Source organism: Sivoneniella epilithica UHCC 1019, from assembly GCF_040830845.1.
Lineage (GTDB): Bacteria > Cyanobacteriota > Cyanobacteriia > Leptolyngbyales > Leptolyngbyaceae > ULC077BIN1.
This window is the reverse complement of sequence record NZ_JBFPDP010000024.1, coordinates 1-15,808: the sequence shown is the minus strand read 5'-3', so window position 1 is coordinate 15,808 and position 15,808 is coordinate 1. Positions and strand designations below refer to the sequence as shown.

11 protein-coding genes and 1 pseudogene are annotated in these 15,808 nt (G+C 47.9%); 5 read left to right on the top strand and 7 right to left on the bottom strand.

The window, feature by feature from the left end; genetic code table 11:
- Nucleotides 1-44: 44 nt before the first annotated feature.
- From AB3R30_RS15280 to AB3R30_RS15270, 3 genes are all read right to left on the bottom strand, one after another.
- The gene (locus AB3R30_RS15280) at nt 45-4,898 is read right to left on the bottom strand and encodes a tetratricopeptide repeat protein (RefSeq protein ID WP_458650066.1); all 4,854 of its coding nucleotides are present in this window, start codon (nt 4,896-4,898) and stop codon (nt 45-47) included.
- Between the two features lie 190 nt (nt 4,899-5,088).
- Entirely contained in the window at nt 5,089-6,366 is a 1,278-nt protein-coding gene (locus AB3R30_RS15275; protein WP_458650065.1) for an FGGY-family carbohydrate kinase, read from the bottom strand.
- Between the two features lie 21 nt (nt 6,367-6,387).
- The gene (locus tag AB3R30_RS15270) at nt 6,388-6,711 is read right to left on the bottom strand and encodes a hypothetical protein (protein ID WP_458650064.1); all 324 of its coding nucleotides are present in this window, start codon (nt 6,709-6,711) and stop codon (nt 6,388-6,390) included.
- Nucleotides 6,712-7,022: 311 nt separating this feature from the next.
- Here AB3R30_RS15270 and AB3R30_RS15265 point away from each other — a divergent pair, with 311 nt between their 5' ends.
- Nucleotides 7,023-7,367 carry a hypothetical protein gene (locus tag AB3R30_RS15265; protein WP_458650063.1) on the top strand — a complete coding sequence of 115 codons (345 nt, stop codon included), beginning with the start codon at nt 7,023-7,025 and terminating at the stop codon, nt 7,365-7,367.
- Between the two features lie 24 nt (nt 7,368-7,391).
- On the opposite strand, the gene AB3R30_RS15260 is transcribed toward AB3R30_RS15265, so the two are convergent.
- Nucleotides 7,392-9,278 (bottom strand): ATP-binding protein, encoded by a 1,887-nt coding sequence (locus AB3R30_RS15260; RefSeq protein WP_458650062.1) that lies wholly within the window; start codon nt 9,276-9,278, stop codon nt 7,392-7,394.
- A gap of 253 nt (nt 9,279-9,531) precedes the next feature.
- Between AB3R30_RS15260 and AB3R30_RS15255 the strand changes: the two genes are divergently transcribed.
- The 3 genes from AB3R30_RS15255 (at nt 9,532) to AB3R30_RS15245 (ending at nt 12,754) form a co-directional block, all read left to right on the top strand.
- On the top strand, nt 9,532-9,744 hold the full coding sequence (locus tag AB3R30_RS15255; RefSeq protein WP_458650061.1) for a hypothetical protein: 213 nt from the start codon (nt 9,532-9,534) through the stop codon (nt 9,742-9,744).
- Nucleotides 9,745-9,832: 88 nt separating this feature from the next.
- Complete coding sequence (locus AB3R30_RS15250) at nt 9,833-10,723, top strand: cyanophycinase (RefSeq protein ID WP_458650060.1); 891 nt, start codon at nt 9,833-9,835, stop codon at nt 10,721-10,723.
- Between the two features lie 258 nt (nt 10,724-10,981).
- The gene (locus AB3R30_RS15245; protein ID WP_458650059.1) at nt 10,982-12,754 is read left to right on the top strand and encodes a YcjF family protein; all 1,773 of its coding nucleotides are present in this window, start codon (nt 10,982-10,984) and stop codon (nt 12,752-12,754) included.
- Between the two features lie 13 nt (nt 12,755-12,767).
- On the opposite strand, the gene AB3R30_RS15240 is transcribed toward AB3R30_RS15245, so the two are convergent.
- The 3 genes from AB3R30_RS15240 to AB3R30_RS15230 all read right to left on the bottom strand — a co-directional run bounded on the left by AB3R30_RS15240 (nt 12,768) and on the right by AB3R30_RS15230 (nt 15,315).
- Nucleotides 12,768-12,905 (bottom strand): hypothetical protein, encoded by a 138-nt coding sequence (locus tag AB3R30_RS15240; RefSeq protein ID WP_458650058.1) that lies wholly within the window; start codon nt 12,903-12,905, stop codon nt 12,768-12,770.
- Between the two features lie 148 nt (nt 12,906-13,053).
- Nucleotides 13,054-14,355, bottom strand: a complete 1,302-nt coding sequence (locus AB3R30_RS15235) for an MFS transporter (protein ID WP_458650057.1) — start codon at nt 14,353-14,355, stop codon at nt 13,054-13,056.
- A 36-nt stretch (nt 14,356-14,391) separates the two neighbouring features.
- On the bottom strand, nt 14,392-15,315 hold the full coding sequence (locus tag AB3R30_RS15230) for an ABC transporter substrate-binding protein (protein ID WP_458650056.1): 924 nt from the start codon (nt 15,313-15,315) through the stop codon (nt 14,392-14,394).
- A 51-nt stretch (nt 15,316-15,366) separates the two neighbouring features.
- Here AB3R30_RS15230 and AB3R30_RS15225 point away from each other — a divergent pair.
- A pseudogene (locus tag AB3R30_RS15225) lies at nt 15,367-15,808 on the top strand (IS1/IS1595 family N-terminal zinc-binding domain-containing protein); the annotation flags it as partial.

Sequence of the window (15,808 nt, the reverse complement as noted above, 5' to 3'; positions counted from 1 at the left end):
GCTACCTGTTAGCAAAGCCAGCCCGAAGAACTTACAAAACTTAATCACAGCCCATTGCCAATTAAAATAAACGGTGCCCAGTGGTAGGGATGGGCAAAACTGCCGCCCTCGCGGATGAGCGAGAGTTGAGCTTGGCGCAAGGCTTCAGCTTTGGTCATCGGTTTTTGGGCAGTGCTGGTTGCCAGAGTGCGATAAAACTCATACATCAACTCACTGGTACTCTTATCATCCACGCTCCAGAGGGAAGCTATTACCGCTTTGGCACCATTGCTCAAAAAATAAGAACTTAGCCCAGAGATTTCTATTCCATCTTGATCCCCGCCCAATGCCGTTTCACAGGCAGACAGCACCACCAGATGGATATTGCTCAAATCTTGCAGGGTTTTGATTTCGGGGATAGTAAGTTTCTCGCCACTGCCCAACACGAGAAAAGAATCTTCTGGGCGACCAGAGACAAACTTGCCGTGAGTGGCGATATGCAAGATTTTGTGACCCACCAAATTGTCTCGCAGCGCCCGAAAGTTAAACGCTTGGTTGAGAAATTTTGTGCCAGAAAAACCATTGTTTGACTGAGCGTTTGATGGAGGCTGGGATTTTTGTTGAATAATTGCGTTGAGTTCCCCCGGCACATTGGGCAACGGAGGGTCATCTTTAAACTCCGATGCACCCAAAGCCAAAATAGAGGTTTGGCTATTGGCGGGCAACCTGTCGCGTAGATCGGTCAACTCAGCAGAAAGAATCGTGGAAACCGCGTAGTTTTCAATCAGAAATTTTTCGCCATCAAACAGCGCACTCATGGGAATGTAGCGGGTGACGCGATCGAGCGAAAACACCAGATTTTGAATCTTGTTTGCTTTCAGTTCCGGTTCCAGTGGTTTGATCAGCCAGTCGTACAGTTGCTTGCCAGTGGTAACAATCGCTTGGCGCGCAGTCGGACTTTGGTCTTGCACCGCTCGGCGAAACTGTACCACGGTTTCCCCCAACTGCTTCCGGGAAACGGGCACCGCCACACTCTTGACAATTCCCCCTTTTGCCGCCCACAGCAGCCAGATTTTGTCCTCCAGCACAAAGGGATAAATCAACACCGTGCCCGGTTGCGATTCCACAATTTTCTTCGCTTTGGCTGACAGATTGCGCGGATCAAGCAGGGCATCATCCACCGATTTGCGCCGACGGATTTCTTTCTCAAAGCTGGAAACAGTCTGGTTATATTGCTGAGTCAGCGCTTGCTGCTGGTCGTTAAGTTGGCTGAGTTGGGCACAGCGATTTTGTTTGCAAGCATCGACGGTTTGCCCAAAGGCGATCAGGGTGCCGTGTTCTTTGAGAATTTTGGCTTCACTTACAGTTGTGGCAATCCCGGCTGAGGTCGTCGTTTTTGCCTCACGGGTAAATTCGCGAATCTCCTGGATTTTCAGCAGTTCCAACACCTGTTGCGCTTCCAGAATTCGCCCCTGCGCCAACAGTAAATCGGCTAAAGCACGATAGGTGCCAGAAACCGATTGGGCGTAGGATTCTTGCTGCGATCGCGCCAAACTCTTCAGTCCGCTTTTAATCTCTTCTCGCACGTTGACGGATTGTTTGTAAAACGCGATCGCCAACTCTGGTTGCTTCTGCTTGGCAAATAAATCTCCCAAATGGCTAAGGGACTGAGCCTGCGTGGGGCGATCGCCTGCCTCCTGCGCCACGAACAAAGATTCTTGCAAAGCGGATTGGGCTTGAGTTGCTTTGCCTAGTTGAGTTTGAGCTTGCCCTAAAAAGCTTAGGGTAGCGGCAGCATCAGCGCGAACTCCCATTTGCTGTTGAGCAATCAGGGCTTGCTGAAAAATACTGCTGGCTTTTGCAGGTTGGGCTTGCTGGAGATAAAGCCGACCCAACCCCTGGAGAGTTGAGGCTTCGGTATAACGATTACCAATGGCTTGGGCGATCGCCAGAGCTTGTTGATAATGCTTCAGCGCCCCATCTAAGTCACCCTGTTCACGATAGTTAGATGCCAACGCGAGTAAGGCTGCGGCTTCCTGCGGTTTTGTGCCGATTTTTTGGGCTGTTGCCAGGGCTTGTTGATGGGTGGCGATCGCTAGCGGATAGTCCCCTAGCTGACGGTGCAGGGTTCCCAAATGCAGCAACACCAACACCATGCCCGTAGGCTGACCAATTTCCTGATGAATTTTCAGTGCTTGCTGATAGTGGGTTAAAGCCTTAGCATAGTCGCCTTTATAACGATGCACCTCGGCGATTTTATCCAGGATTTTTGCTTCGGCGGCGCGTTGCCCAATCTTCTGGGCTTTAGCTAGAACAGTCTGATAGGTGTCCAAAGCAGCGGCATAGTTCCCTTGGTCGCTGGCAATTTGCCCCAAGTTTGTGCGGTAGGCGATTTCATCGCTGCGGTTATCTTGCTCCACGCCAATTTTCAACGCTTGCCGGATCAATTGGGTCGCTTTGGCATAGTTTCCCTGATGGAGTGCAACTATTCCCAAGTTATTGAGATTGTTTGCCTCGTCTGCTCGATCGCGCTGCTGCTGGTTAATCGCTAGAGATTGTTGGTAGAGTTCCTGGGCTTTCGGGTAGTTGCCCTGGTCGTCATACACAGATCCCAAGTTGTTAAAATTTATCGCGACGGCATGTAGTACGCTTCCTCGCCAGGTGGCAATCATGGATTTGAAGTGGTCAAAAACTGCGCCAGTGGGCAAGGTGTCAGGCGTGTCACACACCTTTGGAAAAGATCCGGGCTTGGCTTGAGGATCTTTTCCACTGCGAAAATTATTTCGCTCTTGACAGAGCCAACGAATGTTTTGAGGGGTAACTCCTGCGGACAGTTGCTCCACAGTTTTTTGATTCCTCGCTAATTGATCTTGATAAATGGCTAATGCCTTGGCATAGTTACCTTGAATACCGTAAACATTGGCAATGTTAATTAGGGCAATGTTTTCTTTCGTGGGGTAGCCTCGGCTGCGTTGGAGGGCTTGTTCATAATGGGCAAGTGCTTCAGCATAGTTTGCCTGATCTTTATAAATGATGCCGATGGAGAGCAGAGCGAAAATTTCTTGTTCACGATCTTGCACCTGCCGAGATCGCGCTAACACCCGCTGATTCCTCGCTAAGGCTTGGGCATACTGTCCCCGAAACCGATGCACACGAGCAATTCCTGTCCAATGTTGCAGTTCTTTACCAGGGGGCTGGAGTTGTTCAGCAAGGGCGATCGCTTTTTGGGAATAGTCTAAAAATTGGTCGTACTGTTCTGGGGTGTCGTGGAGATTGACTAAGCCAGAGTAAATCGTGTGCTCTAAAAAGATTAGCGTTTGTTCGTTACCAGGTTTTCCGGTCGCTTGGAGCAGATCGCGCATTTGGCGGGTTTGCACTAACGCTTCAGGGTACTGCTCTAGCGCATTATAGGCATTGACAATTGCCACCCGCTTCTGAAAAATTTCCTGCGTGATTTTCTGGCTTGCCTCTGCATCTTTGAGGTCTGTGGCGAATGTTTGTGCCTGCTGCCAGATCTGAAGAGATTGCTCATAGGGTTTCACGGCTCCCGCGTAGTTTCCACTGGCATGAATCGCCTGCCCAATGTTGCCGTAAGCCTGAGCAATTCCTCGCAGTGCCCAGAGTTCTTGAGGGCGATCGCGAGTACTGCGCGCTACTTCTAATTGTTGCTGAAAAGTTGCTAAGCCTTGCTCAGACAATGTTTTTGCCTGAGTATAATCCCCTTGATGGCGGCGAGTATTGCTATCAAATAAGTGCGTATAGCCAATGCTGCTCAAAACCTGAATTTCTTGCGGCGAATTTTTTAGCTGTCGGTATAGGGTCAACGCTTGCTGATAGTGTTCTTGGGCTTGAGGATATTGATTTTGTTGTTTATACGTATCGCCTAAATTAGTCCAAACTTGGGCAATATCTGCTTTGGGGCGATCGCCTGCTTGGTGTATTCGTAAAGCGTGCTGAAACTGGGTCAGCGCTGCGGGATATTGCTTCAGCCGATAGTGGGCAATGCCGATGTAATTATGCAAGTAACCCGCAGAGGAGCGATCATCCGTGGATTGAAACACCGCCAAGGACTGCTGATAAAAACCGATCGCAGGTTCCAGTTTTTTCTGCTCAACGTGGTTCAGCCCTAGAAAAAATAGCGTCGTGGCTTCCATTTTGCGATCGCCCGTTGCCCGATTGATCGCCAATGCCTGCTGCATCGTCTGCAAACCCTGATCCGGCTGTTTAGTCAGCGATTGCGCTCGACCCATCCACGCTAAAATCCGTCCTTCCCAAACCCGCGACTTCGGGTTATCCGTGGCTTGTTTTAGTGCGTCTAATCCGTGTTGAAGTGGCTTAATGGCTTGGTCACTGTTGCCTTTACCCACCAACGCCGCCCCCCAAATCAGGTAACTTTTGCCCAACCCCACAGTGTCTTTCAAAGGGGTTTGAATTGCGATCGCTTGTTGAGTTAATTCAATTGCTTTGGCATAGTCGCCCTTTGCCCGATGGACATCGCCGAGATTGGTGAGAGTTCCGGCAGCTTGATGATCATTAGTTTGGCTACGCGCTTGAGTGAGAGCCGTTTGCAAGGTTTCTAAAGCGCGATCGTACTGCCCCATGCTGAGATATGCCTCGCCAATCTGATCTAGAGCGACTGGATTGTTTTTTTCGAGTTTTAAGATCTGCTCAAAAGTTTGAATGGCGGCTTTCGATTTGCCTTGCAACAATTGCTGTTCACCTTGCTCAAATAGGCGATTTACTTCCTGCAAGGCTTTGTTAACATCCTCAACTTTGCGATCGCGAAGCCTCTCCGTGGAAGAATCGCCCACCGTTTGAGCAACAGCGGAGAGTAAAGAATTAGGAGCGGGAAGTAGAGGCAATCCAGCGGTCAGCAGGAGCGTCACAGATGCGAGGCGAAGAGTCTGGATAGATTGCATGGGCGGTTCGCAGTGAAGGCATCGACTGCAAATCTATCACTCTCTCACCCGCAAATTATGCAGCATTTTACGAAGATCTCCGACTTCTATGGCACCGCACAGCGTAAGTACAGCAGCAACTTAAACATGGTCAAGACAGCGAATACCTTATTGTTAGCGAGTGGTGCTGCCACCCCTGATCAGATCAGATCTATTCTGTACTGCTTTTTGCCAATCGCGCGGTTCCATAGGCAGCTTCCGTATGGCGCGAAACCAAGACGGGAACTTGCAACTGACGGTTCCGAATGGCAGTCCAGGCAGGGTTTGCTGCACCACCGCCAGCCGTATAAACTCGAACTAGAGGCGCTGCGCCTAACTTTTGCAGCAATTGATACCCTCGCGCTTCAATTCGTGCCATGCTTTCGAGCAATCCATGCAAAAAATCGACGGGATTCTTAGGGCGCGGTTCTACACAGGGCAGTAACGATGCATCGTTCACCGGAAAGCGATCGCCCGGTTGAGTGAGCGGGTAGTACTGGAGTGGACTTTCTTGCTGCACTGCAATTTGAGGACTCAACTCTAACAATTCTTGGGGGGTAAAAAACTGCTGAAGCACTGCGCCGCCCGTATTGGAAGCGCCCCCCACGAGCCAAAGATCGCCCAAACGATGGCTATAAATTCCATAGGTTCGATTCGTAATCGGAGTGGCGCTTAATAGCTTAAGAACCAACGTGGAGCCGAGAGAAGTAACGGCTTCCCCGATCGCGGTCACGCCACTCGCCAGAAAAGCCGCAATACTATCGGTCGTGCCGGTGCAAATTTGACAATCAGTCGGTAGCCCAAGCTGATTGGCGATCGCGCTAACAATTTTGCCGACCACCGTTCCAGGCGATCGCACTTGTGGCAAAAGTGGCATCACTTCCAACTCTGCCATCCACGACGGATACTCCAACTGCGCCACATCGTAGCCCAGTTTCAGGCAGTTGTGATAATCACTAATCCCCAGTTGACCATGCAGCAGAAATCCTAGCCAGTCTGCTTGATGCAATAAATAACGAGCTTGAGCATAAACAGATTGCTGCTTCCACCACAGCAACTTTACGAGGCTAGAGGTCGCGCTTAGTACCACATCTTGCTCAGGGGTATCCTGCACATTTGCTTGAGTAAAAAAGGCTTGGAGGTCAGTCAGCGCTGCACCAGCACGGGCATCGTTATAGAGCAGCGGCGCATCCAGCGGCACTCCTGCCCCATCGCAAAGCAACACAGTAGAGGAGGTGCCATCAATGGCGATCGCTTGGATTTTGGCGCGGATGTCTTCAGGAATTTGTTGAATTAAGCGAAACATTACGTCTTGCCAGTGGGGCGCCTGTTGGCGCGGTTCAACAGATGCAAATCGGCGACTCACTTGAACACACAACTGCATATCTTGATCAATCACGGCTGCCCGTGCGCCGGAGGTGCCAAAGTCGATCCCTAAGTAAAGGCTCATAGGCGCAAGAAATAGTCTAGTCTACTGGTTTGACGGTTTCGGTAATCGTAAATTTGGCGTTTCTAGCGGCGATAAATCTGGTTGCAATTGAATACTTGAATCAATAATGAGAACGTCGGTATCAAATCGCGATCGCGGTTGATTGATAGTTTCAACATCTCGCTCTAGCTTCATGCGACCCACCTTAAAAAAGTCTTGCCTATCCGAGCGCATCAAATCGGCAGAAAGCCGTCGCAACTGAGCTACAGGCACCAGCCGAGGGTGAGCGTTTGCGGCATCAGCCGCTACTAAGCCCATCATCACCAATCCACTCGCTGTCAAACGTTTCCACATTTTTATTGCCATAAGCCTGCCTTTTCTCTGCTTAGGTCTGTTTCTAGAGTAGCGTTCCACTAATTTTTTAACTAAAAAACGCATATGCAGGGTCTATATCCTCAAGATTAAGGCATGGGGATGTAGTCGCCATCCGGAAGAAAGTCTTTGACAACCATAAAGTCTTTGGTCATCTAAGCATCTCTCCTGCTCTCTGGGAATACTTATGAAAGTTCAGTGAGTTTCGTGGGTGGTGTTGGCGCATGTGGCATTTGCTCAAAAACTTTTTTTATAGTCTTAGAACGTATCCTGATCTCAGCCCTGACCTGCGGATGAGGCAGCGTGTGAATCAGATACTCAGCGATCGCCCTCCGCTTAATCCAGAAGATTGGCATCAAAAATTTTGGCAATCTCTCAACATTACGCAATCAGTCTCTTACTTTGTTTATCAGCACTTACCCAACTATTCAGGTTTGGACTGCGGCAGAATTCGCCCTAGCGATCGCCTTCAAGAAGATCTACACCTCTCGCTAGTTTGCTGGTTTGATTGGCAGCAGTCCCTCCGACAAGATTTTTTCACCCAATTTAAGATTGATTTAGGGGAAGAAACTGACCTAGAAACGCTATCAACGATTGAAGACTTTATCGTTTTTCTCGATCGCCAACTTACGCCAATCAACCATCTTTAGCTAGCTAAATGATTGTTCAAATATTTACAAAAGCGTTGTGATTTCTTTCAAATAAACTCGGCTAAAAGATTCTTCCTCGCCAAGTGAATATTGTTCAATCAATCCATTCTGGTGAATTGAAATAGCGTCTCCATAACGACTGACAACAATTGAGTCATCAAAAATATCACGAGATAGCATCAGTTCAGTTTCAGTAGGATTGTCCAAAACAACAATATTGCTACCGTAGTAAAACATGCCATCGCGATCGAGGATCTCTTCGCAATACTCAGCGATTAAAAGATCAAGCTTAGGATTACGGAGTAGATTTTGAACATTGGTATTGTAATCCGCATTCAAGTGTTTCTCAGAACGGTTGATAAACATACCCTCTCGACAAATACTGCCAATAGTCCAGTTGGGATGCTTCAGCAGGACGTGATCAACAATCTCTTGAATTTCAGTTGTAGAAATCTGATTAAAGCTAATAGTTGGAATCCGGGCATCCTTCCCCGTTTCAAAAAAACTCTTCAATATGTAAGCAGGGACATTCACACTTTCGCCTATAGCAGGCTTGAGATGCATGTTGATACCCGGAGCCGAATTGATTTCAATAATGCCAAAGTTTCCTTCTCGCCAAGATTCTGAAAGATCACGGGCAATCACATCAATTCCTAGACAAGTCAGGCGAAAATATTGGGCAATATCTTGTACCAAGATCACGTTATCAGGATGAATGTGTCGAGTGGCATCAATGCTCAAACCTCCAGCAGAGAGGTTCGCAACCTTTCGTAAGAGGACTTTATGATCCTCTTCTAATACGCTATTAAGCGATAAATTTTGATCCTCTAAATAGCGTTCCATCGCTACATCGTATTTTATTTTACCAAGGGGCGAAGTTGGGGTGTCTATTCGAGCGATAGTGCGGTTTTCTCGCTCGATCAGTTCACCAATTGTTGAAACCCCATCGCCAATCACAAAGGCAGGGCACCGTTCGGTTGCCGCGACAAACTTGCCATTGACGCACAGTAAACGGAAATCTTTGCCTGCAATACTTTTTTCGACAATGATGCGAATAGATTGATCCTCTGGAATCGCAGCGATCGCGTCATCAAAGGCTCGCTCCAATCCATCAAAATTTTTCACATCAGCCGTTACTCCGATTCCCTTATGCCCCACAACAGGCTTAACGGCAACAGGATAGCCAATCTGTTTAGCAACTGCCAATGCCTCACCAAGTGTATAGACAATGCTGCCTGTAGGAACCGGAAAACCGAGGGTGTGAAGAAATTTTTTGCAATCATCTTTGCCAGTTGTGAAGTCTGAATCAATATGGCTATCGTGGTCAAAGGTCGTAGCGATGCCTCTAACTTGCTTGCGCCCATACCCATACTGCATCAGCCCTTCTTCCCACAGATAAAAAGTAGGAATATTTAACTCGTAAGCCGTTTTGAGTAAAGCATAGACCGTCGGACCGCCATAAACCGAATCTCGAAAAATGCTTTGCAGCAGTTCGATTTGTTCGTCAATCCGAAAGGGTTGATTGCGGGTAATGGCTTCAAACCAATCCCAGACACAGTAAACGATCGCGCGACTGGTGCGCCGATGCAATGACTGAATCGCAATCCTGGTTCGCTTGTCGCTGGGTTGCAAACTCCAGTGCGTTAAATGAAGATCCATCTCAAGCGGATTGATTTCAGCGATAGTCCGCCCAAATAGATGAGCATAGGAGTCATAGGATTCAGTTCCTAAAAGAGGATAGCGATCGCCAATCGCAGTTTTATAGACCTCCAGTGGAAGGGGTAAATTGTTTTCGATCAGGGCAAAGTCAAAGGCGATCGCCGCAGTTTTTAAGTATGGATTTGAACCAACATAGTGACGAATATTAAAAACATCAAATGCATCAGATGCACGCGCGTTCACACGAACCATTTCAATACTTTGATCCAAAACCATAACGTAATGCCATATTTACTCACTGTTGACATTAGCTTTAGGCTGCTGGATTTTCCTCTACCGTAAGATGTAACTCTTTTTAAACTGGCTTAATTTAGTTGGCTTAATTTAATTGGCTTAACTAGAATGACTGCACCTCTATCTAAAGAAATGATTCTTTTGAAAGGGGGGAATTGAATAACGTAATTGTTAGACTTGGAGCTATATCTTGTTAGCAGGTCATAACCTTATGAACAAGCATGATACCAATGCAACAACCCTTGATCTAAGAGAAGCCGTCCACCAGTTAGCTGAAATTGCTTTTCATCAGCATCTCATTTCTGGGTATGGTGATGGTGAATATGAGGATGAATATCAAATTGTGCATGAGGGCAAGCCAAGACATATCCCTCTTATAGAGGCGCACGCTTTTCTGATCAATTTACTGAAACAGACTCCCTGATGTTTCTTTAGAATCTATCAAATGGCTGTACTAATTTCCTGGATAAACCTGTTTTATTAGGAAACTATCACAATCATTGGAGATTATTATGACCATGCCAGAGGTTCAAGAAGCAGTTATGACCTCTCAAAAGAACGAACTAGAGAACGAACTAGGAAAACCAGATAGTGTGGCACTTCCTGAAACCCATGGACAGTTGGTGATTATTGGGGGTGCCGAAGATAAAGAGGGCGACTGTAAGATTTTGCGCGAGTTTGTGCGTCGGGCAGGCGGACTACAGGCTCGGATTGTAGTCATGACTGTGGCGACGGGGTTGCCTGGAGAAGTTGGCGAAACTTACATGAATGTATTTGAGCGCCTAGGAGTTGAATCCGTCAAGGTTCTCGATACTGCCAAACGCGAGAATGCTGATGATTCTAAGGGTTTAGATGTAATTCAGGATGCGACGGGGGTCTTTTTTACGGGTGGCAACCAAGCTCGGATTACTGAATGCTTGAAGGATACTGAACTGGATAGTTTATTGCATCAGCGTTTTTCTGAAGGCATTATTATTGCAGGAACTAGCGCTGGAGCGGCGATGATGCCTGACATGATGATTGTAGAAGGGGAAGGAGAAACCAATCCCCGGATGGAAGTTGCTGCAATGGATCGAGGCATGGGTTTTTTACCCGGTGTTGTGATTGATCAACATTTTGCTCAACGGGGGCGGCTTGGACGGTTGCTATCCGCGATCGCTCAACAGCCCGTTAACTTGGGGTTTGGCATTGATGAAAATACGGCGATCGTCATTAATGGCAAAGAACTAGAAGTGATTGGTGAAGGAGCAATCACGGTTGTTGATGTGGCAAAACTAACTCATACCAATATCGATGAACTTTTAAAAGATGAGCCACTGGCGCTGTGCGATGCAACTTTACATATTCTTCCTCAAGGCTATGGATTTGACTTAGAAAAACGTGTCCCCATTACCAAAGCTTAAGTTACGCACCGTGCAACTTTCCTGAAGCAGCACCAAGACAGCCCCACCCTAGCCCTCTTCCAGCAAAAGAAGGAACAGGGAAATCTCCAAAAGCCCTTCTCCGTAGAAAGAAGGGTTAGGATGAGGTCAATTTAGTGGAACATCAGGTTCAGTGTAGATTCAATACTCTAAAACTGGATGCATCAGGTGATCTTAGAAAACTGCTCATAGCTCTAGAATGGAGCAAATAGCTTTGGCACCAAAGTTTTTCTCACGCCTATGCGTTTGCCCCGTCTGGTTACCTTAATTATTGGTCTGCTTGTCATCTTTGGGATGGTGATCTGGCTGATTGAATCGCTGCAACGCTTGTTTTGGCAAGTGGGATACTATCCTTTGCTGGGACAGTTGTTAATTTTTGTGGTGATAGCTCTCATTGGGACGCTCGTCGCTGCGTTGATCTACTACTTGTTTTATCTGCCTAGTACGCAGCAGAAAAAAAGACGGCGGGTTGATCCCAAAGTGCCCGCAGCAAAGGCAGAAGCGGCAGAAGAAAACTTGAAAGCGGTGCGGAAACAGGTATCGCAAATTCAAGATGAGGTGGCGCGTCAAGAATTATTAACGCGATCGCGAGAAATTGAACATAGCCTTTCCCAAGGAAATTTACAGGTTGTAGTGTTTGGCACGGGGTCAGCGGGCAAAACCTCTCTGGTCAATGCGCTGATTGGACGAATGGTGGGGCAAGTAGGCGCACCGATGGGCACCACAGAAGTTGGCGAAACCTACGTGCTGGAACTGAAAGGGATGAATCGGGAAATTGTGATCACTGACACCCCCGGAATTTTGGAGGCAGGCGTAGCGGGTACAGAACGGGAGAAACTAGCGCGGCAATTGGCAACGGAAGCAGATCTACTGCTGTTTGTGTTGGATAATGACCTGCGCCAGTCGGAATACGACCCATTAAAGATGCTGGCGGAAATCGGCAAGCGATCGCTGGTGATTTTGAATAAATCGGATTTGTATTTAGACAGCGATCGCGAATTGATTTTGGCGCGATTGCGTGAACGAGTCCGGGGTATTATTTCCCCGACCGATGTGATCGCGGTTGCCGCCAATCCCCAATCGGTGCGGTTAGAAGACGGCACAACGCTCACTCCTGATCCGGATATCATGCCGCTGATTCGGCGAATGGTTGCTGTGCTGCGGGCTGAAGGGGAAGACTTGCTAGCAGACAACATCTTGTTGCAATCCCAACGACTCGCCGATAAAGCCCGTCAGTTGATTGATGGTCAACGCCGCCGCCAAGCCGATAAAATCGTCGATCGCTTTCAGTGGATTGGCGCTGGAGTGGTTGCCGCCACGCCACTACCTGTTGTTGATATGCTGGCAACTGCTGCCGTCAATGCTCAAATGGTGGTCGAAATCGGGCGTGTCTATGGCTGCGATATCAACATGGAGCGGGGACGAGAGTTGGCGCTGTCGCTAGCGAAAACTTTAACAGGATTGGGCATCGTTAAAGGTGCGATTACCCTAGTGACCACAGCCTTGCAACTCAGCATTGGTGGCATTATCGTCGGAAGAGCCATTCAAGCAGTCACGGCTGCCTACCTAACCCGGATCGCTGGTAAAAGCTTTATCGAATACTTTCGCCATGATCAAGATTGGGGCGACGGCGGCATTACCGAAGTGGTGCAACGCCAATTTCAACTGAATCGCAAAGATGAATTTATCAAATCATTTGTGCAGGAAGCCATTACTCGCGTTGTCAAGCCCTTGCACTTAGATGAACTGCTGCTATCAATAGAGGATGAGGCTGCTAACGAACTGGAAGAACCTGCCTATCCCAAAGAAGTGAAGCAGGTGCGGCTTGTCCCCTTAAATCAACAAAATACTCGCCGCGATCGCGCTAATAGCCGTGAACTCGACTGGGTTGAACTTGCCCCCCCCGAAGCGCCGCTAAAACCCTTAAAACTCTATGCTGAACTAGACGATGACTGGGAACCCCGTCCGCTTAAATCCGATAGTTGGGAAGATTACGAAGAAGACTATGACTAGCCAAAATCCCTAGCTAAAACCCTAGCCAGCCCATGGGTGCAGGTGCGGTCATACCGCGAAAGTCCAAAAGTTGCACCAGCAGCAGGTAGCCCACACTTAACGCGATCGCGATCGCTCCTGTGGTAATTGCAACAAACTTTGATCGATCCATCTTTCATTCCTTCATGCCACTATACCTCTAAAGCTTATCAGAACGAAGGGTTAGGGAACCCTTAGAGCTTCTGTAGGGATGTGCTTTGCCACTCCCTTGAATACTTGCGACAACAATTAACGCCAGCACTGCGAACTGGTTAGGAATCTCAAGGTGAGAGGTTAGCCGTATGATCGGGCAGGCTGTGTTCGACGTTGCGGAGAGCGGGAAAGGCATAGCCACCTACACCGATAAGCACCATACAGATAGCACAGAGAACGTAGAGGAGCGCAATACCCGCACCCTTACCCGTTCCGAGGAAGCCTCCGAAGATTGGAGCTAGATGACCAGCGGGCTGCATGGCAGGTTCAAAGACATAATCAGCTAGAGGTCCAGCAACTAAAAAGGCGATCGCCAGTGACATTTTTTGCACCATTTGATTTGTTGCAAAGACCCGTCCTTGCAGGTCTGGGGTGACCTTGCTTAACCAGATGGGCTGCTCCGATCCGCCAAAGATTGGGAAACAGAAGGACGCACACACCTGGGCTGGAATCCAAAGCCAGACGGTTTGACCCGATCCAAAGATGATTTTATTCAGACCAACCCCAATCATGCCCCCTAAAACTCCATGAATGCGGCGCGATGAACCGCCCCAAATACTCATGAAAGAGGCACCAATCACACCACCAACACCAGCAGCAGCCATTAAGCTTCCCAGGACGATCGCATTATTTTCAGTACGGGACAGAATCATCGGGTAATAGATGGCATCGCTTAAGTAGAGTGCCAAGTTAAACCAGGCAATGGCGGTTAATAAAGCCAATAAGCCAGGACGGGCTGTGACATAACGAAATCCAAATTGGAGTTGACTGAAAATCGTTGCTGTTTGAACCTGGGGTGACTGTGTTACAGCAGGTTGGGGAATGTGGACGCAGATAACCGTGAGAATTGCCAGAAAGAAGGTGACGACATCAATCAGGACAATGCCGGGGAAACCAATGATGGCATAGAGGGAGCCTGCTAAAGGCGGGGCAATCATCAGGGCACCATATAACGAGAGAAACTCCATGCTGCTGGCGCGGGTATAGTGTTGTTTGGAAACCAGCAGGGTGATCGAGGCGGAGTAGGCTAATTCCTGAAACTGAGAAAATGTTCCTTCAATGATGCTAGCTACATATAAATGCCAAATCTGCAAGTTGTCGGTTAAGTAAAGCAGCAGGATCATTAGCGTGACTAAGATCGCAGCGATGTCACCCACAATCATCATTTGTTTACGACTGTAGCGATCGACCATCATTCCAGCGATCGGGGCGATCAAGATACCCGGAAGCAAGCTGAAAAACGCGATTAGGGTGAGAGCGGTTACCTGTCCTGTTTGCTCCCATGCCCAAATGCTAATTGCAAAACCGCTCATCCGACTGCCATTGGCTGAAATAAATTGACTGAGCCAGATAATGATGAAGGCACGCATAATACTGCTATGGACTGTAAATAAAGAACTTGGAGCCTACAAATTTCTATTTTCAGGTTTTGAATGCTGGCACGATGGCAGTAGTAGATCGGGAAGTTGTTGCATGACGATTTCATCGGCGATCGGTCCTCGGATTGTGCCACCCCACAGCACACCATCAACAAAATACATACATCCCTCTTGGGTAGCTTTTAATCTTTTCAGAAGCGGTATTCGGTTCCATTCCCGCTCGAAATTGTCTAGAGGGACATCGTAAGAATTATTTTTCCATACTGATTTTGAATCAAATTGATATCTTGAAACGATGATGATGTCAGTTTCAAGCTGGGGTAGAACTTCAATTGAAATGTTCGTTCGTGTCTTTTTTTCCATGCCGTCGGGTCTTACAAGCTGAAAACCAAGAGTATCCAAGAGAGTAGCAGGGGGATCTTTATAAAAAAGATGCACAGGAGTACCCAAGTTCCTCAGGTTCAATAGTAGTAGGCGTGAACGTTCTGTCAGCACAGGAGCTAACTTCTTCCGGGTTTCGCTCAACTGCTGCTCGTGATCTGCTAGTACCTGTTGTACCTGTGATTCTCGATCTAGCGCCTTCGCAATTGTATAAATATCGCGCTTCCAACCTCCTTTGTTGTATTCAACATACACAGTGGGGGCAATTCTGGAGAGTAGCTCATACTGATCCCGATCCTCAGTGAGAATCAGATCCGGCTTCAGGACGGTTAGTGCTTCAAGAGAAGGATTACCTGCACGTCCAAGGTTAATGGGTTGGGTTGTGATGAGATCGCCCAAGTAAGGGATTTGTTGACTTGGATCATCGAATTGAGGTAAATTACGCGACCAATACTCAGCAAAGCCTGCTGGCTGCGCGCCAAGCGATAACATCATATCCAACACATATTGACTCAGTGCGACTATCTTCTGTGGCTGGTTGCAAATCTGGGTTTCTCGGCAGTGCGTCAATCTGATGTGGGATTGATAGAGTAGAGAGACTCATTCATTAGAAATCAAGCGATGGAATGCCCACTGTGTGGATATAGCAAAGCTCACAAACACGGCAAGATGCCCAACGGTCATCAACGTTATCTTTGTCCTGCTTGTCAGCAGACCTTTTCTGAATCCTTTGATAGTCTTTACTACCGTCGTCATATCAGTCCTGAACAAATCCGCCAAGTGCTGCAAGCGCATGGTGAAGGTAGTAGTCTACGTGGAATTAGCCGCACGACTAAACTGGCTTACAACACAGTCGTCAGCATTGTTCGTGCTGCCAGTCAAAAAGCGCAATTGGTACACAACCAGGAGGTTAAAGTAGTCGAAACTGAGGAAGTCAGTGCCGATGAGATGTGGTCATTTGTTTCAAAAAACAGAAGCAATGCACACCCGAGGAACTGAACAGGGGAGATTGTTGGATTGGCTTGAGTCTCGCCTGCTCTAGTGGTTTGATTCTCGCTGCCTG